This is a genomic window from Dongia deserti (genome assembly GCF_003574735.1).
GTDB lineage: Bacteria > Pseudomonadota > Alphaproteobacteria > Dongiales > Dongiaceae > Dongia_A > Dongia_A deserti.
The window spans coordinates 1-22,793 of the sequence record NZ_QORW01000028.1 but is presented as its reverse complement, the minus strand read 5'-3'; the positions used below and the strand labels follow the sequence as shown (position 1 = coordinate 22,793).

Genomic DNA, 22,793 nt, shown 5'->3' with positions numbered 1-22,793 from the left:
GACCATGCTCCAGGCAACTGAGAAGATCGTCAGCCTCTCCGGCATGACGAAGAGCTTCGGCGCAGTTCGCGCGCTCGCCAATGTCGACCTCGCGGTCGGCGTCGGCGAGTGCCTGGGGCTGGTCGGCCACAATGGCGCCGGCAAGTCGACATTGATCAATCTGCTGGCCGGGACGCTGGCGCCGGATGGCGGGGAGATTCGAGTGAGCGGGGTGGCTCAGGCTGCCGATTACGGCGTACGGCGCGCCGGCGCGCTTGGCATACGCTGTGTGTTCCAGGAGCTGTCGCTGTGCCCCAATCTCAGCGTCGCCGAAAACACCCGTATCTATCACAAGAGTCTGCGCGGTTGGGGCTGGCGCCGCAACGCGGCTGAGCTGGTGCGCCGGAAGCTGGATGAGGTCTTTCCTGGCCATGGCATTCCGCCGCACGCAACGGTCGGCGACTTGCTGATCGGTCAGCGCCAGATGGTGGAAGTCGCGCGCGCCTTCACTGTGACTGACAGTCCCACGCGGTTGGTCATTCTGGACGAGCCGACTTCATCGCTGGACGCGGTGGCGGGCAAGCAGCTGCTGACCTATGTCCGTCGCTTCGTGAAGGAAGGCGGGTCATGTCTGCTGACCTCCCACCTGTTGGGCGACATCCTCGATTACTGCGACCGCATCGTGGTCATGAAGGATGGCGGCGTGGTCGCCGATCGGTCTGCCGTCGAGTTCGACCGGGAGAGCCTAGTCGCCGCCATGGGCAATGTGATCAGCGAGGCGCGCATCAAGGCACATGAGCACGTGACCGCGCAGCGCGGCGAGACCCCGGTCGTCGTACGTGCCGTTCCGAAACAGCAGAGCGATCAGACGGCACTGGTCGCGCACAAAGGCGAGATCATCGGCCTCGCCGGTCTGGCTGGGCACGGCCAGACCCGGCTGCTGCTGCAGATCTATGAGGCCGCCGGGAAGACGCGCGCGGATACAAGCGTATCGGGGCCGGTGGCCCTTGTCGCGGGCGACCGGCAGACTGATGGCGTGCTGCATCTCTGGTCGATCGCGCGCAACATTTCGGTGCGCTCCATGCGGGCGCTGGTGAAGGGCGGCTTGATCGACCGCGACGCCGAATCCGCCTTGGCCAAGAAGTGGCGCGAGCGCATCCGCATCAAGACTCCCGACGTGGAGAACAACATCCTGTCGCTCTCCGGCGGCAACCAGCAGAAGGTCCTGTTCGCTCGCGCCCTCGGCTCCGACGCCGGCATCATCCTCATGGACGACCCGATGCGCGGCGTGGACGTCGGCACCAAGCTGGAAGTCTATGAGCTGATCCGTGCCGAAGCGGAGGCGGGCCGCACTTTCATCTGGTACACGACGGAGATCGAAGAACTCAACAACTGTGACCACGTCTATGTCATGCGCGACGGCCAGATCGTCGCCGATGTCGCGCGCGCCGACCTGACCGAGGAGAAGGTGCTGCAGGCCTCGTTCCGCGAAGGAGGCCGGGCGTGACCGACACCACCCTCGCCACACCCGCCCGCGACCGTATGGCGTTCCTCGGCGACCCGCGGCTGCTGCGCAAGGCTCTGCCGGCGGTGTCATTGGTTGCGATCCTGATCGCGATCTTCGTCCTCAATGAACGCGCGATGAGCTATCGCGGGCTCGACCTCATGCTGAAATACGCAGTGCCGATCGCTTTCGCGACCATCGCGCAGATGTTCATTCTCACGGTGAACGATCTCGACCTCTCGATCGGCGCCTTCGTCGGGCTGGTGGCCTGCATTGCCGGCACTTGGCTGGTGGACCAGCCCGTACTTTGCATCCTGATCCTGGCGGGCTGTATCGCCTCCTATGCGGCCATCGGCGCGCTGATCCATATGCGCCGCCTGCCCAGCATCGTGGTGACACTTGGCATGTCTTTCGTGTGGCTCGGCATCGCCGTCATCCTGATGCCGACGCCGGGCGGCATGGTGCCGGACTGGCTGAAGGCCCTTATGAGCTGGAAGCCGCCGCTCGTTCCGTTCCCCATTATCGCGTGCTTGGTGATCGCCCTGGTGGCACACGTTCTTCTAATGGAATCTTCCTATGGCGCCGTGCTGCGCGGGGCGGGCGGCAACGCGACCGCCATCGACCGTGCCGGCTGGTCGCTGCTCCGGATCCGCATGTCGATGTATGCGCTGGCCGGCTTCTTCGGTGTCTTGTCCGGCCTCAGCCTTATCGGTCTCACCACCTCGCCCGATGCGCATATCGCCGACCGCTACACGCTGCTCTCCATCGCCGGCGTGATCCTCGGCGGCGGCGAGTTCGTCGGCGGGCGCGTCTCACCCATCGGCGCGGTGATCGGAGCCGTCACTCTGGTGCTGACCGGCTCGTTCTTGATCTTCATGCGCATCTCGCCGGACTGGCAGATCGGGGCGCAGGGCGCCGTCCTGATCGTCGTGCTGGCCCTGCGCGCCCTTATCAAGCTGCGGGAGGCGAAATGAACGCGCTCGCTGCCCGTCTCGGCAACAAGCCCTGGCTGCTCTCCTTCGCAGGCGCCTTCGCGGTCTGGCTCGCCACCATCCTGTTCACGGAAGGAAAGGGGGGTGGCGAGATGATCACGGCGGCGCTGTCCTTTGCCACCTTCACCGTCATCGTCGGCATCGGCCAGATGTTCGTCATCACGACCGGTCCGGGCAATGTCGATCTCTCGATCCCATCGACCATCGCCCTCGCTGGAGGGGTCGCCATGAAGATCATGGGTGGGCAGGACAGCCTGATCTGGTTCGGCCTGCTGGCGTGCATCGGGGCGGGACTGGCGGTCGGCGCCTTCAACTATGCACTCATCCGCCTGCTCAAGATCCCGCCCATTATCGCGACTTTGTCGTCGAGCCTGATCGTGATGTCGGTCGCGATCTCCTATGGCCGGGGCTTGCAGATCAAGCCGCCACCCAGCTTCGCCGACTTCACGACGGCACAGATCTCTGGCGTCCCGGTCCTCTCGATCTGCGCAATCCTGTTCGCTATCGCGATGGCAATCATCCTGGAGCGGACAATCTATGGCCGCGCCACGCTCGCCATCGGGCAGAATGTGCGCGTCGCGCACCTGGCCGGCGTTAAGGTGGAGCGCGCGCGCTGCATCACGTACCTGATGAGCGCCGCCTTCGCCGGCCTCTGCGGCGCGTTGCTGGCGGGCTTCTCCGGCGGCAACGCGCTGAATATGGGCGAAGAGTATCTGTTGGCGACCATCGCCGTGGTGGTGATTGGCGGCACCTCGGTCGCCGGCGGCCGCGCCAATGTGCCCGGCATCTGGGGCGCGGCCCTGTTCCTGTATCTGCTGGTCACCATGCTCAACACCTACGGCGCCAGCGCCGGAATACGCCTGGTCCTGACCGGGCTCATCATCATTGCCATGATCACGCTGGCCGGCGGCGATAAGCCGAGCCGCTGACAGGGAGGACCGACATGCCTGCAAACGACGGCCTCTACGAGATTTTTGACAAGCGCTTCCGCCCACTCATGATCGGGATCGCGCATCTGGAGAAACTGGCGGATGGCTGCATCTGGGCCGAAGGACCGGTCTGGTTCGCCGATGGCGGCTACCTCATCTGGAGCGACATTCCGAACAACCGCATGCTGCGCTGGATGCCGGAGACGGGCGCTAGCGTCTATCGTGCGGACTCCAACAACAGCAACGGCAACACCCGCGACCGGCAGGGTCGGCTGGTGACGTGCGAGCACCTGACGCGCCGCGTGACGCGCACCGAGCCCGACGGATCGATCACCGTCATCGCCGACAAATACCAGGGCAAGCGCCTCAATTCGCCGAACGACGTGGTGGTCAAGTCCGATGGCAGCATCTGGTTCACCGATCCCAGCTATGGGATCATGACCGAGTTCGAGGGCAGCCGGTCGGAGCAAGAGCAGGGTGGCTGCTACGTCTATCGCGTCGATCCCGCCAATGGCGAGGTCAACGTGGTGGTGGATGATTTCATGAAGCCCAACGGCCTTGCCTTTTCGCCTGATGAAAAGATCCTCTATATCGCCGATTCCGCCGGCTCCCATGATCCAAGCGCGCCGCACCACATCCGCGCCTTCGATGTGCTCGATGGAAAGCGCCTCGCCAACAGCCGCGTGTTCTGCGACATCAAGACTGGCATCCCGGATGGGTTCCGCATCGATGTGAACGGGAATCTGTGGACCAGCACTCATGCCGGCGTCGAATGCTATGCGCCCGATGGCACGCTGCTGGGCCGCATCAACGTTCCGGAGATCGTCGCCAACGTGTGCTTCGGCGGGAAGCGGCGAAATCGCCTCTTTATCACAGCGACCACGTCGCTTTATGCCGTATATGTCAACACCACCGGCTGCCAACGACCTTAGCGACCGGGCCGTGAGGAGATGAGATGAACCAGATCATTGGCGGTACGACCATCCGCCTGCATCAGGACGACAATGTAGTAGTGGCCGCGCAAGCCATTCCGGCGGGCGCGAGCCTTCCCGGCGAAGGCGTGGTGACGGCGAGCGCGGTACCGTCCGGCCACAAGATCGCCACCCGTGCGATTCCGGCCGGCGCGCTCGTGCGCAAATATAACCAGATCATCGGCGTCGCCACGGCGGACATTACGCCTGGGCAGCATGTGCACGTTCAGAACTGCGCCATGAGCGCATTCGAGCGCGACTATGCCTTCTGCGCCGACATGCGGCCGACGCAATATTTCACCGGGAAGGACCGCGCGACCTTCCAGGGCATCGTGCGCGCGGATGGTCGTGTCGCCACCCGCAACTACATCGGCGTGCTCACCACGGTGAACTGCTCCGCGACCGTGGCGAAGCGCGTCGCCGCCGCATTCGAGCATGGCGGTCTTGAAGACTATCCCAATGTCGATGGCGTGGTCGCACTGGTGCATGGCACAGGGTGCGGCATGGCGACCAAGGGCGAGGGCTTCGAGACCCTACAGCGTGTGCTGTGGGGCTATCTGCGCCATCCGAATTTCGCGGGTGTTCTGCTGATCGGTCTGGGCTGCGAGGCGGCGCAGATCCGCTTCCTCCTCGACACCTACGGCGTCAAGGCGACCGACGCATTCCAGTACATGACGATCCAGAACACGGGCGGCACCCGCGCCACAATCGAGGAAGGCTTGAAGCGCGTGAAGGCGATGCTTCCCAAGGCAAACCAGGTGGCGCGCGAGCCAGTCTCCGCCGAGCATCTGACGCTCGCTTTGCAATGCGGCGGCTCCGATGGCTATTCCGGCATCACGGCCAATCCGGCGCTCGGCGCAACCGCGGACCTGCTGGTGCGACATGGCGGCACCGCGATCCTCTCCGAAACGCCGGAAGTCTATGGCGCGGAGCATCTGCTGACGCGGCGCGCGGTAAGCCAGCAGGTCGGCGAGAAACTGCTGGCTCGCATCCGCTGGTGGGAGGACTACACCAGCCGCAATGGCGGCGAGATGAACAACAACCCGTCGCCAGGCAACAAGGAAGGCGGCCTTACCACCATTCTCGAGAAGTCGCTCGGCGCCGCGGCAAAGGGCGGCACGACCAACCTGGTGGACGTTTACAAGTACGGCGAGCGGGTAACGGCCAAGGGCTTCGTGTTCATGGATTCGCCGGGTTACGATCCGGCCTCCGTGACGGGGCAGGTGGCGAGCGGGGCCAATGTGGTCTGCTTCACGACGGGCCGCGGATCGGTCTTCGGCTTCAAGCCGGTGCCGAGTATCAAGCTTGCCACCAATACGCCGATGTATCAGCGCCTGTCGGAAGACATGGATGTCGATTGCGGCGAGATCCTGAGCAAGGGTGTGACTGTGCCGGACATGGGCCAGCGGATTTTCGATCTCATCCTACGCGTGGCGTCGGGCGACAAGTCTAAGAGCGAAGAGCTCGGCTTTGGCGATAACGAGTTCACGCCCTGGCAGATCGGCGCGGTGATGTAGCCATGGAACTGACACTTTCGTCGCGCAGTACGCTTCCCGTCGACGGTACGGCTGGAACCCTGGTGGGCCGCGCCTGGGTGGCTGGCAATCCCGCCGGGCCCAGTGTCGTGCTGGTCAAAGAGGATGGTCTGTACGACCTCACGCCGCGCTTTCCGACCATGTCGGCGCTGCTCAACAGCGGCAGTCCGACCGAAGCGGCGCAGCGTGCCGGCCGGGACGCCCAGCGCGTCTGCGGCCTCGAAGCCTGCATCGCGAACTCGCCATCCGACCGGCGCGCCGCCGACAAGCCTTATCTGCTCGCGCCGGCCGACCTGCAGGCGCTGAAGGCCTGTGGCGTCACCTTCGTCCTCTCGATGCTGGAGCGCGTGATCGAGGAGCGCGCCAAGGGCGACCCGACGGCAGCGGATGATATCCGTGTCGCCATCAATGCAGAGATCGGCGGTGACCTGGCGCGCGTGAGGCCGGGATCGGCCGAAGCCGAGCGCCTCAAGCAGGCGCTGATCCAGCGCGGTCTGTGGTCGCAGTATCTCGAGGTCGGCATCGGCCCCTATGCCGAGGTCTTCACCAAGTCGCAGCCGATGTCCGGCGTCGGAACGGGGGCGGACATCGGCATCCATCCGGACTCCGTCTGGAACAATCCCGAGCCGGAGGTCGTGCTGGCGGTCAATGCATCCGGAACCATTGTCGGAGCGACGCTCGGTAACGATGTGAATTTGCGGGATTTTGAGGGGCGTAGCGCCCTGCTGCTTGGCCGCGCCAAGGACAACAACGCGTCTTGCGCGCTTGGTCCCTTCATCCGCCTTTTCGATGACACGTTCACGCTGGCGGATCTGCGCAGCCTCGTCATCACGGTGCGCGTCGATGGGCCGGACCAGTTCGTGCTCGAGGATTCCTCCTCGATGGCCATGATCAGCCGCGACGTGACCGACCTCGCCTCTCAGACCTTGAGCAAGAACCATCAATATCCGGACGGCTTCATGCTGTTCTGCGGCACGATGTTCGCGCCGATCAAGGACCGCGATGCGCCCGGCCAGGGCTTCACGCACAAGGTCGGCGATGTCGTGACCATCGCGAACCCCAAGCTGGGGGCGCTGATCAATCGGGTGAGATTTTCGAGCGATATCGCGCCGTGGAGCTTTGGAGCCGGAGCTTTGATGACGAACCTCGCCAAGCGGGGCCTATGGGGTGAGCAAGCATAGAGTTGAGGGCAATATGAGTGGGCGTTTGAAGGGCAAGAAGGCATTGATCACGGCGGCGGCGCAGGGCATCGGCCGCGCTACGGCGGAGAAGTTCGCCGCCGAGGGCGCAAGCGTCATCGCGACCGATATCAATATGGAGGTTTTGAACACGCTCAAGGCGCCGCAGCTGACCACGCGTCGTCTGGATGTTCTGGACGCCGGCGCCATCGAATTGGCGGAGAAGGAGATCGGTGCGATCGATGTGCTGGTGAATTGCGCCGGCTTCGTCCATCACGGCACGATCCTGGATTGCGCGGAGAAGGATTTCGACTTCTCCACCAACCTCAACGTACGCGCCGCCTATCGGATGATCCGCGCATTCTTGCCGGGCATGCTGGCGCGGCAGAAGGGCGCGATCGTCAACGTCGCGTCGATCGCCGGCTCGATCATCGGCGTGCCCAACCGTTTCGTCTATGGCGTGACCAAGGCGGGGCTGATCGGGCTCACCAAGTCGATCGCGGTGGATTTCGTGAAACAGGGGATCCGCTGCAACGCCATCTGCCCCGGCACGGTGGAGACGCCGTCGCTCGGCGAGCGCATCCGCGCGCTGGGCAACGAGGAGGAGGCGCGCAAGGCCTTCATCGCGCGCCAGCCGATGGGCCGCCTCGGCGCCCCGGACGAAATCGCGGCGCTGGCCTTGTATCTCGCGTCCGACGAATCCGCGTTCGTGACGGGCCAGGAATTCATCATCGATGGCGGCTGGACCGCCGCCTGATTTCAAGCTCGAGAGGTAGCGACATGGCGAAACCGGAGCGCATTGGTTTGATCGGCGTCGGCCTGATGGGCCACGGCATCGGCAAGAACATCCTCAGCAAAGGCTATGCGCTCAATGTGTTTGCGCATCGCAACCGCGGGCCGGTCGAGGACCTGGTCGCCAAGGGCGCCAAGGAGCTGAAAAGCCCCAAGGAGATCACGGCCGCCAGCGACCTCGTCATCACCGTCGTGGGTAACTCGACCCAGCTCGAGGACATCGTCTTCCGAGAGGACGGCATTCTGGCGGGCGTGCACAAGGGCACGATCATGGCCGATTGCACGACCGCGATGCCGGACTCCACGTTGAAGATCGCCAAGGCTATCCGGGCCAAGGGTGGCCGCTTCGTCGACACACCGATGACCCGCACGCCGAAGGAGGCGGAGGCGGGCAAGCTCGGCCTGATGACCGGCGGTGACCCGGCGACCCTCGCGGAGATCGGCCCGGTACTGGAGTGCTTCTCCGACCTCATCGTCCATTGCGGCGATGTCGGCGCCGGCCACAAGGTGAAGCTGGTCAACAATATGCTGAGCCTTGGCTATGGCATGGTGACCGCGGAGGCGCTGCTCGCGGCCAAGAAGGGCGGCATCGACCTCAAGGCGCTCCGCGAGGTCGTGAGCGGCGGCGGCGCCAATTCGGTGATGTTCCAGCGCCTCGCGGCCTATGCGATCGAGAGCGACAACACGCAGCTGCGCTTCGCCATCGCTAACGCCAGCAAGGACGTGCGCTATTTCGTCCACATGTGCGAGAGCCTGGCCGTCGCCACGCCGGTCGCGCAGGCGATCCACCAAGCCTATGCGATGGCGGACAATGCGGGGCACGGCGAGGATTACGTGCCGACTATGGTCGACATCCTCGGAAAGTGGAACGAGAAGAAGGGATAGAACTCACCTGATCGCGAGCCATCAGGGTTCGCCACATTGGAAAGCGTCCAGCGTGAGCGACTCCTCCGGGAGGAAGTTGGCCGAGGAAAGTATCGTGTAGAACGGCACGTCGCCCGTTGTCCGATTGTAGAACTCCAGCGCAGATCGCGCACATCGTGCGGCCGCACTTGTCTTTCCTGTGCAGAGAAGAGCCGTTATCGAACGTGTCGATGACGGATCCATCCGCCAACAGGCTGAGGCCATGCGGGATCCTCCGCGGGGGCGCGTCGAACTCGGCGTCGATCTTGCCGTCCCCGAACAGGGGCCAATGATGGACGATCTTGAGGTCCGGCGACAGCAGGACGGCGCCAGTCTGGAGCGACCCGCTTATCCCGAGCACGCCGGCAAGGATGCGCCAGCATGTGGCGGCTACTGGCGTGCTCGCGATCGACCGAGAGCGTGTGCGGAATCTTGACGCAGCGCGCCGTACAGGCCACGGGCACGTTCCAAGAGCGGCATGTCTATGTCCGGCGCTGTCCTGTTTTCGGCGCGGGAGAATGGTTGGCCTGGATCGGTCACTCGATTCTCGATACCGAGGCGCTCAAGAATCGCGCTCCAGACGGCGGGATCGGAACACAGATCCTCATAGCAGACCAGCAGGCTGTTTGCGGGCCTGCTTTCGTGGATCCGGCGATAGGTTCTGAGCCAGGTCTCGAGCCAGTAGTTGATGCTGCTCTCGGGATGGGTGGGCTTTTCGAATGGCTTCTTCGTGTCGAACCAGAACGGTTTGTGTTCAAGGCCGAACTCGTGATGGGCAAGCCACGTCATGTACGACCGCACAAACCGACTCTCTTTCTGCATCGTGCAGAATTTGGCGTGCTGATTGAGCAGGGAGATGGCGTGCTGGAGCGGATCGCGAAAGGGAATCAAGATGACCGCCTCGGGAAACGCCGCCTGTAGGGTGTTCAGGCGCAGGATGTTGTTGTTGTTCTTGGACAGGTATCGCTTCTGCGGGCTGCGACCGTCGTGCGGACGAAGGATGCACGAAATGTAAAGCCGGAACTTCTCGATGAGTTCGGCATCCGCGGCATGGGCACAGAGATGATCTGGCTTGATGTAGTCGACGCCCGCGAACACGCGCCAGAAGACTTCGTCGAGTGCTTCGGGACTGTCTGCGTCCACCTGCAGCCGGTCTCCATGCGCGCGCTCGACGGCGTCGATGTTCCGCCGGGAGTGCGCCGAGAGTCGTGCCCAAAGATCGGGGCAGAGCACGAACGGCATGTCCCGATAGGTCAGCGATCGGAACATGCCCGTTTCGTGCAGCCGACGCATGATGATGGTCGTCCCCGCGCGCGCCAAGCCGGACACGAAGACGTGCCGATCATCCACCTTGACCTGCTTCCCGCGGGAAGACAGGACAGCGTTCAGATCGAAGGTGAGCTCCGCAACCGGCTTCGATCCGAGCGCGAGATAGTGCAGGGCGCGTTCAACGGCGTTGTAGGAGTGACCTTGCATGGGACCTCGCCGCAAGATACAGGATAGCGGCAGCAGATGCGATGCTGATACCCTCGATGCTCATGGCAAGCTCCCAGAGGCGAGGCGAGACCAGATCCAAGACGTAGATGCCGCCGACGAACAAGGCGACGATGCCGAGAATCGCGCCGGCGGCGCACCCTGAAGAGATCAGCGACAATCTCGCGAGCTTCAGCAGCGCCATCTCTTTCCAGTGATCGGACGCCTTGGCGTTGCGAACCGTCCGAAGCGCGCGCGGGAATATGCCGGCGAAGCGCCTTGAGATCGCCAGCAGCGGAAGGTGCGACGCGCACTCGGCCACCGCAATCGTGACGACAAGAAGGAGCGCGAGGGTCATGTTTCTCGGCTATCGTCGATCACCTTCGTTGCCGTCGAAGAATGCGCGTTCCTCTTGAGCAGCCGCTTGAGCGGGTACCACACGATGGCAACCACGGCCAATGCGATTGCGGTCAGGATGCCGAGCACCGTCGCGATCATCCCGGCGCCGACACCAGGCCCGATATAGGCCGCGGCTGGACCGGCCGTGAGAACGAGACACGTAGCTACTGTGAGTTTACGCCACATTTCAGAGCTCCCGGATCAACGGCGTCTTCAGGTAGGAAGACTGAGGTGGAAAGCATGCTGTAGAGAGGGGTGTCGCCGGTCAGTCGACTGTAGAAATCCAGTGCGACTTTGCCGTCAGGCGAAACCTCGAGTATTCGGCCTTGCTGGGTGCTTGAGATCAACCAGCCGCCGTTGGGAAGGGGCTGATGGCTGCCCCGGTGCCGCGAATACAAGTCCATGCCGCGGCCGTCCACTGCGACGCTCCTGGCGAGCGTAGCTGGATCGATCTTCGTGATCGTACTGTATCCGCGCGACATCCGATTGTTGAATGCCGAGAGGCGACCGTCCGTATTCCAGTCGCTGTCGTGCTGCCGAATGGTCGCTCCTACTTTCCACCATTTGATCGCGAGGCTCTCAGGATCCATGACGAAGAGAAGATTGAGCTCGCGTGCGCTTATGAGGAGGTCGCCGGGCGAGAACATGGGATACCGATCCGCGAGGCTGCGCGGCAGTGGGTCGATGTCGTTCAGATGAATGGGGTCACTCATCCATCGGCCGGGCCTCTCCCTGGTGTTTCCTGTCTTGTCGGGTGTATGCAGCCGCCTCAGCTCCAGAATGTCGATGTCCGGATTGGCCGCTATGATGTCGGGAACGGAGATATCCTTCACGATCCTGCCGTCAGCCGTCGCGACCTGCATGAGATGCATCTTTTGGGCGCGGTCTCCGGTCTCGTCGTCCCGGTGCGTCCACACCGTCGTTTCCGTGTCGTCCGACGTTATGCTGTGATGGTAGTCGCCTGGAACGGCCCAAAGCGTACGGCCGCAGATGTCCTTCCTGTGCAGCGAGGCACCGCCGTCGAAATTGTAGATCACGGAGCCGTCACTCAGCACGGCCAACCCGTGCGGCATCTTCCGTAACGGACGCGAGTAGTGCGCTCCGATCTCGGCGTCCTCGATCAAGGGCCAGTAGTGGACGATCTCCAGCTCCGGAGACAACAGCACGGCCGCGGTCTGGAGGGATCCATGGATCTGCATCGCGCCCGCGATGACCCGCCAGCCGCGCGCCGGCGTGGCTGGCCCTCGGCGCATGAGCAGGCCCTCACCGACACCCTCGAGCCTGGACTTGACGGGCTGGAACTCGGACCACGATTGCTCGGGCGGATATGCCATGACAGGCCCGTGATCCGGTTTTCCCGACAGGATCCGGGCAATCTCCTTGAACACGGCCTTTGTTTCGGTCGGAAAGGAGGCGACCGCCAATGCCGCTTTGGCAAGCGGGCGCTCGTCGTTCGCGGACCGCATCACGAGCCATCCGAACGAGACAGTCGCCAGCGCGAAGAAGATGACTATGGCCGCAACCAGCCACAGCGGCACTCGCACGGCGAGAATCCGCTCGAGAACGGAGGGCGAAGAATCTGAGTGCAGCGCCATCCAGCGCACGCGAGCACTCCTCTTGAGACTTCGTGTCCGCCCCTCTTCGGACGACGATACCCGGTTACAAAGGACTCCCTGAGTGCCCCCTCACGATGCGGCGATAGTATCGCAAGCCGGTTGCAGCGGTCAGCAGAAAACTCTGTACCAGAAATGTCATAGATCCGCAGTTAGCCGGTGCTTAGCGCTATCTTCCATCGCATTGGAACGCATCTGAATTGAAGGTTCCGTCGGGGAAGAAGGCGGAAGCCGAGAGCATGGTGAACGCCAGGCCTTCTTCCTTTGTGCGGTTATAGAAATCCAGCACAACATCTCCGCGCGGTGACACTTCGATGATACGGCCCTGCTGCGTGCTGGTGATCAACCAATTGCCGTTGGGAAGGGCCTGGTGCTGGCCCCTGCGGCGCGTATAGAAATCGATGCCCCGGCCGTCGATAGCCGCCGAGCTGGCGAATGTCTCCGGATCGATCTTCGCGATCTCGCTGTAACCGCGCGCGGTCCGGTTGTTGAATACGGAGATCTGGCCATCTCTACCCCAGTCGCCGTCGTGCTGCCGGATCGTAGCACCCACCCGCCACCACTTGATCGCAAGCGTGACGGGATCGAGCACGAAAAGAAGGTTGATCTCGCGCGCGCTGATGAGCAGATCGCCGGGTGCGAACATCGGGAACTTGTCCGCCAAATTCCGGGGCAGCGGGTCGGTATCGTTCAGGTGAACCGGATCAGCATGCCAGTGACCGGCTTTTCCTTCGGAATTGCCGCCGATGTCGTCCGGATGAAAGCGGCGCAGCTCGAGAATGTCGATTTTCGGATTTGCGGATATGACGTCGGCTATCGAGAACTCCTTCATGATCGCGCCGTCCGCTGTCGCGATCTGGACGACTTTCGAGATTTCGGAAGGATCGCCATCGGCGTTGTAGCGGAACGCCCACACCGTCTCCTGCGTGTCATCCAGTGTCACGGTGTGATGGAACTCTCCCGGTATCGCCCACATCGTGCGGCCGCATCCATCCTTTCGGTGAAGCGAGGCGCCGCCATCGAAGCTGTAGATCACGGAACCATCGCGGAGCACGGCGACCCCGTGCGGCAGCTTGCGCAGCGGCGGTCCGATCTCAGCATCGATAGGCCCGTCTTCGATCAAAGGCCAGTAGTGGACGATCTTCAGGTCAGGGGACAAGAGAACGGCGGCAGTCTGCAGTGACCCATCGATCTGGAGGACACCTGCGATCATGCGCCAGCCATATGCCGGCGTTCCGGGTCCGCGGTGCATGATCAGCCCTTCGCCAACACCCTCGAGCATGGATGGGACGGGAACCAAGTCGTTGGGCAGGCGGTCGGGAGGAACGGCGCGGATGGCGCTGTAATCCGTTTTACCGGACAGGATCCGGCCAATCTCTTTGAACACTGTCTTCGTCTCATCTGGAAAGGATGCAATCGCCAGTACGGGCGTCGCAAGCGGACGTTGATCGTCCTCGGAATACCGTTTCACGAGCCAGCCGAACAGGACGGTCGTCAGAGCAAAAACGATGACCATGGCCGCAACCAGCCACAGCGGCAGTCTCTTGGCGAGAATCCGCTCAAGAACCGAGGGCGAAGCACCCGAGTGCAGCGCCATCCAGCGCATGCACGCACTCCTTTGAGAATATGTGCCAGACCCTCTTTACGACAGTCGGTTGCAAAAACGATCGAGCACCGAAAAACAATATCGCATACCGGTTGCGGCGGTAAGCGGAAACTCTGTACCAGAAATGTCATGAAGAGCCGTTGGATGCGCTTACGATGTGGCAGGCGCTCTGCAGCCGTCACTCAAGGATTGCCGCACTGAAGTGTTGCGAGATCAAACGACTCTTCAGGCAGAAAGAGCGCTTCGGAGAGCTTGCCGAGGATTGGGCCGTTGTCGTCCAGTACGCTGTAGAACTCCAGCGCAATGCTTCCATCATCGGATATCTCGGTAACAGTGCCTTGCCAGCCGCGTGCGATGATCCAGCCGCCTCCCGGAATGACCGAATGATTCCCCCCGCCGCGCGCGTAGAAGTCGATAGCTCTGCCGTCCACGGTCACCGTCTTGGCTTTCGTGGCGGGATCAATCTCAATGATTTCGCTGTAGCCCCGCGTCATACGATTATTGAATACCGATACCCGGCCGCTCGGCAGCCAGTCGGGATCGTGCTGGCGAATAGAGGCTCCAATGCTCCACCATTTTATCGCAAGAGTGTTCGGGTTGACGACAAAGATCAGATTGGTCTCTCGCGCGCTGACGAGTAGGTCATCAGCCGAAAACATCGGGAATTTGTCGGCGATGCTCCGGGGCAGCGGATTGATATCGTTGAGGTGGAACGGATCCTTCAACCACTCACCAGGGCGACCGGAATCGTTTGTCGTTGGCGCCTCCTCGTGGACCCGCCTCAGTTCGAGGATGTCTATGCTCGGATTTGCAGCCACGATTTCTTTAATGGAGATCTCCCGTTCGATCCTTCCGTCAGCGATGGAGACCTGAACGAGCTTGCTCGATTCCGCCGGGTCGCCTGTCCGGTCTTCGCGGAGTGTCCATACTGTCGTTTCCGCCTCGTCGGCGGCCACGCTGTGATGATAGTTGCCTGCAGTGTTCGTCCACATCGTCCGGCCGCAACTGTCCTTCCTGCGCAACGCCTTCTCGCCGTAAAGGTTGAAGACCACCGATCCATCGCGCAACATGGTGAAACCGTGCGTGAGGTTCGCGGTCGGCGGGCCAGGTTCGGCATTCGTCGGTCCTTCCTCGGCCAGAAGCCAGTGATGGACGATCTCCAGGTCAGGAGAGAGCAGCACCGCGGCATCTTCGATCGAGCCATCGATTTTGAGCCCGCCGACGAGGACGCGCCAGCCGCGTGCAGGCAAGCCTGAGCCACGGCGGACCATCAGACCTTCGACCGCGACGTCGAGTTGGGACGGTAAAGGCGAGAGGCCAGACAGTTCTCGTTTCGGCGCGGCCGCGCGTACGTAGTGGAATGGCTTTTCGCCACGGAATGTTTCTCTGATGTCTAAGAAGACTTCCTTGGCCATGGTCGGAAACGATGCCACGGCCAGCGCGGCTCGCGCGGGTGCACTACTGTCGGAGAGATAGAGTGACCTCTTCACATACCAGCCGAACGCCACGGTGCCCAGGGCGAACAGGAGAGCAAGCGCGACCACGACCCAAGCAGGGAACGACCTGCCGAGAATGCGGTCGAACATCGACAGAGGACTGGGCCGCTCCGATGAAGATGCTGATTCGATCCCCATGTCTGACCAGCGCATAGTGGTAGTCACGTAAAGCGGATCGCGTCTGCTTACTAACGGTCTGCCTTGCAGATCACCGACCGATAGCTTCAGCCGCCACTCCGGAAGCGATCGTGCGCGCGCTACTGATGTGAACTCACCTGGCGTGCGGGTGCCTTAGTACGTCCAGTGCAGGAGAGCATATCGCAAACACTTTGCCGGAGTAAGCAGAATCCCTGTACCAGAAACGTCACAGCCTATAGTCAGGCTGATTGCTTGTTCGGCTTCACGATCCACTCATGCGCGGGATCATTCTTGAACACCCACTTGCGGTTCGGGCCGGCCATCACGTTCAGGTAGTACAGATCATAGCCATGCGGCGCACCGACCGGGTGATATCCGCGCGGGACCATCACGCAATCGCCGTCTTCCACCGCCATCGTCTCGTCGATCGAGCGGTCGTCGGTATAGACGCGCTGGAACGCAAAGCCCTGGGGCGGATTGAGGCGGTGGTAGTAGGTCTCCTCTAGGAAGCTCTCTTCCGGCAGCGCGTCGCGATCGTGCTTGTGCGGCGGATAGGAGGACCAGTTGCCGCCTGGGGTCACCACTTCCACAACGAGCAGGCTTTCGGCGGCTGCGGTGTCCGGCAGGATATTGTAAACGAGGCGGCGATTGGTGCCCTTGCCGCGCTCCTCGAATCCCACTTCCTCGGGCGGGATGATGCGCGCGGGAAACTTCCTGCCGCCGGGCGCGGTGCAAATGCCGACCTCGATATCCGTGGTCGTCCGCAAGATGCAGCCGGCATCGGATGGCAGATAGACCGACCAGCCCGGGCCCTCGAACACGCTCTTGCGCCCGCCGATCTCGACCGGCGCCTTGCCGTCGATGCTCGCAGTCGCCTTGCCGGAGAGCAGCACCAGGCAACTTTCCTTTCCGCTGATCCTCCAGTCGAGCTCCTGGCCTGCGGTGCGGCGATAGACCTGAAAGCCGACGTACTTCCAGCCCGCGCTCTCCGGCGTCACGGACAGGGCCAAGCCGTCGGGGCCAGGGTTCTTCGCTTTGACCAGCAGGTTCGGCATCTCTCGCGTTCTCCTCAGAGCAACTTGGCGTCCTTGGCGTAGCGCTTCAAGTTCTCGCAGCCCATCTTGGCGTATTTCAGCGGGTTCGCCTTCTCGGGATCCTGCTCGGCCTCGACGACCAGCCAGCCGGAATAACCGGGCAGCTCGTTGAAAACAGCCGGGAAGTTCACCATACCGTCACCAGGTACCGTGAAGCAGCCTTCCACGACCGCATCGAGGAAGCTCCAATCCCTGGCACGCGCCTCGGCGAGCACATCGTTCCGCACGTCTTTGCAATGCACGTGGGCGATGCGGGCGCGGTATCGCTTGGCCAGCGCAACCGGATCGGCGCCGCCAAATGTGGCGTGGCCGGTATCCAGCAGCAGCTTCACCGCGCTGCCAGCCGATTCCATGAAGGCGTCGATGTCCTCGCCGCTTTGCACCACCGTCCCCATGTGATGATGATAGGCGAGGGCGACGCCTTCCTTTGCGACCGCTTCGGCCACTTCCGTCACGCGCTGGCCGAACTCGCGCCAGTCGGCCGGTTTCAGCTTCGGCCGCTGGCTCAGTGGCTTGCTGCGGTCGCCATGGGTCGCGTTCGATGTCTCGGCGAAAATGAGGATGTTGGAGCCAAGCGCCTTCAAGAGACCAAGATGCCCGCGCAGGTGCTTCATTTCTTCCTTGGGATCGCGCACCAGCAATTCGGAGGAATACCAGCCGGAAACCAGATCGAGGCCCGCCGTGCTCAGCACAGCCCTCAGCGCATTGGCTTCGCGCGGGAACTTGTGGCCGAGCTCGATGCCTTCATACCCAGCCTCCTTGGCCTCCTTGAGGCAGGTCTCGAGGGGAGTCCTGCCGCCCAGCTCGCGCAGGTCGTCATTCGACCAGGCGATGGGGTTGGTGCCGAAACGAACAGCCATGACTTTGCTACTCTCCAACGCGCTGCAATGTGGTTGACTTCTCGTACGCCTTGCGGGCCGCACGCACCTTCGGTCTCTCCGACACTTCCGGCACGGCCACGTCCCACCAGAATCCGCCGGCCTCGGTGGTCTTGTAGGGATCGGTCTCGATCACGATAATGCTGGTGCGGCCGGCCTTGCGTGCGCGGTTCATCGCCGCTTCCAGCTCGGACGTATTCACAACCTTCTCCGCGACCGCGCCCATGCTGCGCGCATGCATGGCGAAGTCGATGTCGGGCAACGTCTCATGCTTGGCATGCTGCAGCAGGTTGTTGAAGCTCTCGCCGCCGGTAGCGCGCTGCAGCCGGTTGATGCAGCCAAAGCCGCGATTGTCGAGGAGCACGATGATCAGCTTCTGCCCCATCATGACCGAGGTCGCGATCTCCGAATTCATCATAAGATAGGAGCCGTCGCCCACCATCACCACGACATCGCGCTCGGGCAGAGCCATCTTCACGCCCAGCCCGCCGGCGATCTCGTAACCCATGCAGGAATAGCCGTATTCCAAGTGATAGCCGCCCGGCGCACCCGATTGCCACAGCTTGTGCAGTTCGCCCGGCAAGCCGCCCGAGGCGCAGACCACGATGTCGCTCGGCTTGCCCGCGCGCTGCACCGCGCCGATCACCTGGCCATCGGACGGCAGGCCGCGGTTAGGCGCTGCCGTCGCGGCCGCATGTTCGGCAGCCCAGGTCTTGCGCACCAATGCCGCCTGTTTCTGCCAGGCACCCGGTGCGGCCCAATCGCCCAATCCCTTGTCGATCGCGGCGATGCCGGCACGCGCATCGCACACCAGCGGAATGCCGCCATGCTTGGCGGCGTCGAAGACCTGGGTGTTGAGATTGATGATCTTGCGCTCCGGATTGCGGAACAGGGCGCGCGAGCCCGTGGTGAAGTCCTGCAGGCGCGTGCCGATGGCAAGCACCAGATCCGCTTCCTGCGCGAGCGCGTTGGCGGCGCTGCTGCCGGTCACGCCGATCGACCCCATGTTCTGTTTGTGCTGGATGGAGAGCGCGGACTTGCCGGCTTGCGTCTCGCTCACCGGAATGCCGTGCTTGTCAGCAAAGTCCGCCAGTGCCTTCTCCGCCTCTGAGTAGAGCACGCCGCCACCGGAAATGATGATCGGCTTCTTGGCGCGCTTGATGTGCGAAACCGCGTGCGCCAACTCGTCACGATCCGGCTCGACGCGGCGATAGGTCCACAGCCGCTCTTCGAAGAACGCCTCGGGATAGTCGTAGGCTTCCGTCTGCACGTCCTGGCACAGGCAGAGCGTCACCGGTCCGCATTCCGCCGGATCGGTCAGTACGCTCATGGCGCGGGGCAGGGCGGTCAGGACCTGCTCCGGCCGCAGGATACGATCGAAATAGCGCGACACCGGCCGGAAGCAGTCGTTGGCGGAGACAGTTCCGTCGCCGAAATCCTCTACCTGCTGCAGCACCGGATCGGGCCGCCGGTTGGCGAAGATGTCGCCCGGCAGCAGCAGGACGGGCAAGCGGTCGACATGCGCCAGCGCCGCCGCCGTCACCATGTTGGTCGCACCCGGGCCGATCGAAGTGGTGCAGGCCATCATCTGCTTGCGCCGCGCGGCCTTGGCGAAGGCGATCGCGCTGTGGGCCATCGCTTGCTCGTTGTGCGCGCGGAAGGTCGGCAGCACATCTTGCGTGTGATACAGCGCCTCGCCGAGCCCCGCGACATTGCCGTGCCCGAAGATCGCCCATACGCCGGCGAACAACGGCACTTCCTTTCCGTCTCGCACGCCGCGCTGCGCCGCAAGATACCGCACCACAGCCTGCGCCATGGTCAGGCGGATGGTTTTCATTGAATGGCTCCCAGTCTGTATGGATTCTTATTAGTCCCCTTCCACCCAAAGCAAAATCCCCCTCCCCCGAATTGGGGGAGGGCCGGGGTGGGGGAAACAAGCGAAGACCGTCTCACATCGGAGCGCGACTTCCCCCTCCCTAACCCTCCCCCATGTTGGGGGAGGGGACCAGTGCATGTGCTTAATGAAGCGCGCCACATGAATTGCGCAGTTCGGACACTTGATTTGCGCACCTCCAAAAAGCGGGCTTCCACGGCCGTTTGAACCCCCGAAAAGCGGCATTTTAACCCTCGGAGCTGCCCCGTCCAGCGGCATGCCCGAGCGCAGCCTTCAGCTCCGCCAAGCGAAAGGGCTTGTGAAGCGCGGCCACCGTCATCCGGCCCTTGGCCTTGGCGATGGAAGCGACCATCGCCGGATAGTTCTCCGCCCCCGACATGACCACCACGTGGCCAGTGTAATCGAGGTCGATCAAGCACTGCATCAACTCGAAGCCGTCTACCTCCGGCATCAGGACGTCGATGATAATGACATCGGGTTTGAATCGGACGACGGCCGTGACGAAGAGACGGCTGTCTCCGATCGACTCGACCACGTGGCCTAGTTGCTCAGCCATTTGCCGCGTGATCGCGGCGACTCCCGGATCATCATCCACTACCAAGACGCGAATGCGCCGGCCATGTTCAGCTAGGACCATAAACCGAGTATAGGCAGCCTCTGAGGTGCTTGTCACGGCCCCTCGACGATCAGCTCGCCGGCGCGCTTGGACTTGTGGCCGCCGGCGATGCTGTAGCTGGTCTGCACGGCTTCGATCTTGAAGCGGCCGAACAGCTTGCGGGTCTCCGGCCGGTCGTTGATGGTCAGCAGGAATCTGCCCTTGATGCCGGCGAGCTGCGCCGCGAGCGCAGCGAAGCAACCCCGGTCGAACAGCTCCGCGCCATAGTCCTTCTCGCTGCCCCAATAGGGCGGGTCGAGGAGGAACAGCGTGCCCTGACGGTCGTAGCGGGCGATGAAGGCGTCGAACGGCAGGCACTCGATGGTCACGCCGTTGAGCCGCTCGTGCAGCGCCTCCAGCATGGGCAGCACGCGCGCCAGGTCGAAGCGCGCCGCATGCTGGAACGAGACGCCGAAGTTGCGCCCGCTGACCTTCCCGCCGAAGGCCGTGCGCTGCAGGTAGAGGAAGCGCGCCGACCGCTCCAGGTCCGTCAGCGTCTCCGGATCTGTCTTCGACAGCCGCTCGAAATCGGCGCGCGTGGTGAGCTGCCAACGGATCATCTCGGTGAAGGGCACATAGTGCCGCTGCACCACGCGGAAGAGCGTCGCCACGTCCTTGCTGCGGTCGTTGATGATCTCCACCGAGGGCGCGCTGCGGCGGCGCAGGAACACGCCGCCCATTCCCACGAAGGGCTCGGCATAGACGCTGTGCGGGATGCGCTCGATGCGCTTGATCAGGCGATCGGCGAGGTTGCGCTTGCCGCCGACGTAGGGTGCCACGGGCAGCGCCGGCTCCACTTCTCGAAAGGATTTCATAAGGGATTCTCACGATCATTCTCCCGCCCCTGCAGGGGTGGCGGGACGGCCATTGTTCGGCCGGTGATGGTCGTGCGAGGTCACGCTCGCGGTTCGCGCTGCGCCAACAGCGCGGCCCCCGCCGGCCGGTTCCGGCCGCGAGGAAGTCACTCAACACCCGGCCCATTCGGATTGTGGGTGAGCCATTCCCAGACTCCGATGAGGACCAAGACGGCCAGCACAACCAGGCCCGCCACTGCGAGGTCACCCCACGTCACCGCCGTATCCATCCTCAACCCACTCCTTGAAGGGCCGGCATCGGTGCATATCGTGCCGGGTTGCGGTCGCGGTAGACGCGGCCGCCGAACAGGCGCACCGCGCCGTAGATCGTCCAGCGCTTCCAGCGCGGCACCCGCGCGGCCGCCATGCCGGCGAGGAACAGCGCGTCGGCGAAGGCGCGGTCGCGCTCCCACGGCTCGTATCGCTCGATGTCCTGCCAGGCGACATAGAGGTAATCGTGGACGATCGACGCTTCGAGGTGCGGCCCGACGCGATCGATCAGAGGCCGGATGAAGCGCGGCACCGACGCAAGGTCCGTCGTCAGTCCTTCCGGCACGGTGATGCGACGCCAGCCTTCGCCCTTGCGGCGATAGCGGATCGTGTAGGGTTGCCCGACAACATAGTCCGCATCCTCGCCGCTGCGGGCCTTCACCGCCGCGATGCCACGGGTGAGCCACAAGGGGGTCTCGTAGACGAAGTCCACGATCGGCACGACGGCGAAGGGCGGATATGGGCTCGCCGGCGTCACGGCTGCGCGACCTCTTCCCGCGCATCTAGCGCGTCCGCCCGGCCGGCGATCTCCACCAAGAGCGCGATCGACCGGTGCGGGTCGAACACACGTGCACCCCTGTAGGTGAAGTGCTCGCGCAGCTCGTGATCGAGTGCCGCCTGCAGCGCCTTGAAGGCGGTGCAGACGATCTCCGTCTCCGTCATGTGATAGGAGAGCCGCCACTTGCGGCCGCGCCAGGCGGTCGGCTCGCCGGTGACGGCGCAGCGCGCGTCCGTGTCTTCAACCTGAAGATAAATGGTCCCGTCATCCAGCACGATCAGGTGCCAGCTTGGCATCAGCGCGCAGCGCACCTGGTCCACGATGGCCTGGATGTCGTCGATCGTGCGCATCACTTCGGCTCCGCGGGCTTCGGCACTTCGCTCTTGATCTGCTGGATGCGCTGGATCAGCGCGGCGAACTCCGGCGTCGGCGGCGCGCCGGCGACTTGGCGCATCGCCTCGACCTGCGTCAGGAGGATGTCGAGCACGTCGCCGACGGTGTTCTCGAAGCTGGGCTCTTCCGACGCCTCGGGCTTGCGCAGCTCCTCGATGTAGCGCTGCTTGCGGGCCATGCGGTATTGCGCCGCGGGATCCTGGATCATGCCGTGCTGCGCCCACACATCGCGCATCTCCTCGATCGAGGCGATGTAGGTGAGGCTGCCGCCCTCGCCGAGCCAGGCCTGAAAAGCAAGATCCGCGATCGGCACCCGCGCGTTGCGCCCGCTCGACCACACGAAGCCGACATCGCCCTTGATCTGCCAGTACCAGTCCGTCGGATTGAAGCTCTTGCGGTCCAGCTCGGCGGCAATGCCGGCGAGCGAGCTGGGTTGGCGGGCGGCAGCGAGCGAGCCGGCCACTTCGAATCTGTCGATGAACACGCCCTTTTCGATCTCGATGCGCTGCGACTTCATAGATATTGCGCTCCTGTCGAGGTGGTGCCCGCCGCGTTGCCCGGAAGATAGGTGGCGCCGCCGCCGGCGGTCTGGATTATGGAATTGCCGGAGCCGTTGTAACGCGTGCCGGTCGCCGAGCCGCTCCAGGTGATGCTTGTGAAGGCGACATAGGCGAGGTCTTGGGCTTGGACGAAGGCACCGGAGAAGTTCGGCGTGCCAACCAGTGTGATCGTCTGTCCACTGCCGCTC

24 protein-coding genes are annotated in these 22,793 nt (G+C 63.3%); 8 read left to right on the top strand and 16 right to left on the bottom strand.

The genetic code is table 11. The annotated features are described in order from the left end of the window. Positions 1 to 4: 4 nt before the first annotated feature. Genes DTX69_RS27800 through DTX69_RS27765 form a run of 8 tightly spaced genes read left to right on the top strand, consistent with a single transcriptional unit; the run spans position 5 to position 8,765 of the window. Positions 5 to 1,486 carry a sugar ABC transporter ATP-binding protein gene (locus DTX69_RS27800; RefSeq protein WP_119304854.1) on the top strand — a complete coding sequence of 494 codons (1,482 nt, stop codon included), beginning with the start codon at positions 5 to 7 and terminating at the stop codon, positions 1,484 to 1,486. After that, positions 1,483 to 2,457, top strand: a complete 975-nt coding sequence (locus DTX69_RS27795; protein WP_284736117.1) for an ABC transporter permease — start codon at positions 1,483 to 1,485, stop codon at positions 2,455 to 2,457. The genes DTX69_RS27800 and DTX69_RS27795 overlap by 4 nt, the downstream gene beginning before the upstream one ends. Then, positions 2,454 to 3,404 carry an ABC transporter permease gene (locus tag DTX69_RS27790; protein ID WP_119304852.1) on the top strand — a complete coding sequence of 317 codons (951 nt, stop codon included), beginning with the start codon at positions 2,454 to 2,456 and terminating at the stop codon, positions 3,402 to 3,404. Before DTX69_RS27795 ends, DTX69_RS27790 begins: the two co-directional genes overlap by 4 nt. 14 nt (positions 3,405 to 3,418) lie before the next feature. Further along, positions 3,419 to 4,336 carry an SMP-30/gluconolactonase/LRE family protein gene (locus tag DTX69_RS27785; RefSeq protein WP_119304851.1) on the top strand — a complete coding sequence of 306 codons (918 nt, stop codon included), beginning with the start codon at positions 3,419 to 3,421 and terminating at the stop codon, positions 4,334 to 4,336. 23 nt (positions 4,337 to 4,359) lie between these two features. Then, positions 4,360 to 5,892 (top strand): UxaA family hydrolase, encoded by a 1,533-nt coding sequence (locus tag DTX69_RS27780; protein ID WP_119304850.1) that lies wholly within the window; start codon positions 4,360 to 4,362, stop codon positions 5,890 to 5,892. Between the two features lie 2 nt (positions 5,893 to 5,894). Further along, positions 5,895 to 7,091 (top strand): fumarylacetoacetate hydrolase family protein, encoded by a 1,197-nt coding sequence (locus tag DTX69_RS27775; protein WP_119304849.1) that lies wholly within the window; start codon positions 5,895 to 5,897, stop codon positions 7,089 to 7,091. A gap of 13 nt (positions 7,092 to 7,104) precedes the next feature. Further along, entirely contained in the window at positions 7,105 to 7,845 is a 741-nt protein-coding gene (locus DTX69_RS27770) for an SDR family oxidoreductase (RefSeq protein ID WP_119304848.1), read from the top strand. Positions 7,846 to 7,868: 23 nt separating this feature from the next. Continuing rightward, complete coding sequence (locus tag DTX69_RS27765; protein ID WP_119304847.1) at positions 7,869 to 8,765, top strand: NAD(P)-dependent oxidoreductase; 897 nt, start codon at positions 7,869 to 7,871, stop codon at positions 8,763 to 8,765. Between the two features lie 408 nt (positions 8,766 to 9,173). On the opposite strand, the gene DTX69_RS27760 is transcribed toward DTX69_RS27765, so the two are convergent. The 16 genes from DTX69_RS27760 to DTX69_RS27695 all read right to left on the bottom strand — a co-directional run. Continuing rightward, on the bottom strand, positions 9,174 to 10,133 hold the full coding sequence (locus tag DTX69_RS27760; protein ID WP_162917634.1) for a sulfotransferase: 960 nt from the start codon (positions 10,131 to 10,133) through the stop codon (positions 9,174 to 9,176). Between the two features lie 97 nt (positions 10,134 to 10,230). Beyond that, the gene (locus tag DTX69_RS27755) at positions 10,231 to 10,614 is read right to left on the bottom strand and encodes a hypothetical protein (RefSeq protein WP_119304845.1); all 384 of its coding nucleotides are present in this window, start codon (positions 10,612 to 10,614) and stop codon (positions 10,231 to 10,233) included. After that, positions 10,611 to 10,841 carry a hypothetical protein gene (locus tag DTX69_RS27750; RefSeq protein ID WP_119304844.1) on the bottom strand — a complete coding sequence of 77 codons (231 nt, stop codon included), beginning with the start codon at positions 10,839 to 10,841 and terminating at the stop codon, positions 10,611 to 10,613. Before DTX69_RS27750 ends, DTX69_RS27755 begins: the two co-directional genes overlap by 4 nt. After that, positions 10,820 to 12,250, bottom strand: coding sequence for an arylsulfotransferase family protein (locus DTX69_RS27745; protein WP_119304843.1), 1,431 nt, complete (start codon positions 12,248 to 12,250; stop codon positions 10,820 to 10,822). Before DTX69_RS27745 ends, DTX69_RS27750 begins: the two co-directional genes overlap by 22 nt. 187 nt (positions 12,251 to 12,437) lie before the next feature. Further along, positions 12,438 to 13,874 carry an arylsulfotransferase family protein gene (locus DTX69_RS27740; RefSeq protein WP_119304842.1) on the bottom strand — a complete coding sequence of 479 codons (1,437 nt, stop codon included), beginning with the start codon at positions 13,872 to 13,874 and terminating at the stop codon, positions 12,438 to 12,440. A 182-nt stretch (positions 13,875 to 14,056) separates the two neighbouring features. Next, positions 14,057 to 15,460: an arylsulfotransferase family protein gene (locus tag DTX69_RS27735; protein ID WP_162917632.1), complete on the bottom strand. Its 1,404-nt coding sequence runs from the start codon at positions 15,458 to 15,460 to the stop codon at positions 14,057 to 14,059. 287 nt (positions 15,461 to 15,747) lie between these two features. Then, the gene (gene iolB, locus DTX69_RS27730) at positions 15,748 to 16,563 is read right to left on the bottom strand and encodes a 5-deoxy-glucuronate isomerase (RefSeq protein ID WP_119304840.1); all 816 of its coding nucleotides are present in this window, start codon (positions 16,561 to 16,563) and stop codon (positions 15,748 to 15,750) included. A 14-nt stretch (positions 16,564 to 16,577) separates the two neighbouring features. Further along, positions 16,578 to 17,462, bottom strand: a complete 885-nt coding sequence (gene iolE / locus DTX69_RS27725) for a myo-inosose-2 dehydratase (RefSeq protein WP_119304839.1) — start codon at positions 17,460 to 17,462, stop codon at positions 16,578 to 16,580. A 7-nt stretch (positions 17,463 to 17,469) separates the two neighbouring features. Then, a complete protein-coding gene (gene iolD, locus DTX69_RS27720) occupies positions 17,470 to 19,317 on the bottom strand; it encodes a 3D-(3,5/4)-trihydroxycyclohexane-1,2-dione acylhydrolase (decyclizing) (RefSeq protein ID WP_119304838.1) in 1,848 nt (615 codons plus the stop codon). A gap of 283 nt (positions 19,318 to 19,600) precedes the next feature. Next, positions 19,601 to 20,011, bottom strand: a complete 411-nt coding sequence (locus DTX69_RS27715; RefSeq protein ID WP_119304837.1) for a response regulator — start codon at positions 20,009 to 20,011, stop codon at positions 19,601 to 19,603. A 32-nt stretch (positions 20,012 to 20,043) separates the two neighbouring features. Continuing rightward, positions 20,044 to 20,844, bottom strand: a complete 801-nt coding sequence (locus DTX69_RS27710; protein ID WP_119304836.1) for a DNA adenine methylase — start codon at positions 20,842 to 20,844, stop codon at positions 20,044 to 20,046. A gap of 146 nt (positions 20,845 to 20,990) precedes the next feature. Then, the gene (locus DTX69_RS30865; RefSeq protein WP_284736116.1) at positions 20,991 to 21,113 is read right to left on the bottom strand and encodes a hypothetical protein; all 123 of its coding nucleotides are present in this window, start codon (positions 21,111 to 21,113) and stop codon (positions 20,991 to 20,993) included. Positions 21,114 to 21,115: 2 nt separating this feature from the next. Next, a complete protein-coding gene (locus DTX69_RS27705) occupies positions 21,116 to 21,631 on the bottom strand; it encodes a DUF1353 domain-containing protein (protein WP_162917630.1) in 516 nt (171 codons plus the stop codon). Beyond that, positions 21,628 to 22,002: a hypothetical protein gene (locus DTX69_RS30450; protein ID WP_162917629.1), complete on the bottom strand. Its 375-nt coding sequence runs from the start codon at positions 22,000 to 22,002 to the stop codon at positions 21,628 to 21,630. The genes DTX69_RS27705 and DTX69_RS30450 overlap by 4 nt, the downstream gene beginning before the upstream one ends. After that, positions 22,002 to 22,562: a hypothetical protein gene (locus tag DTX69_RS27700; RefSeq protein ID WP_119304834.1), complete on the bottom strand. Its 561-nt coding sequence runs from the start codon at positions 22,560 to 22,562 to the stop codon at positions 22,002 to 22,004. Before DTX69_RS27700 ends, DTX69_RS30450 begins: the two co-directional genes overlap by 1 nt. Further along, positions 22,559 to 22,793 (bottom strand): hypothetical protein (locus DTX69_RS27695; protein WP_284736115.1); only part of this gene is annotated, 235 nt, incomplete at its 5' end. The genes DTX69_RS27695 and DTX69_RS27700, both read right to left, overlap by 4 nt.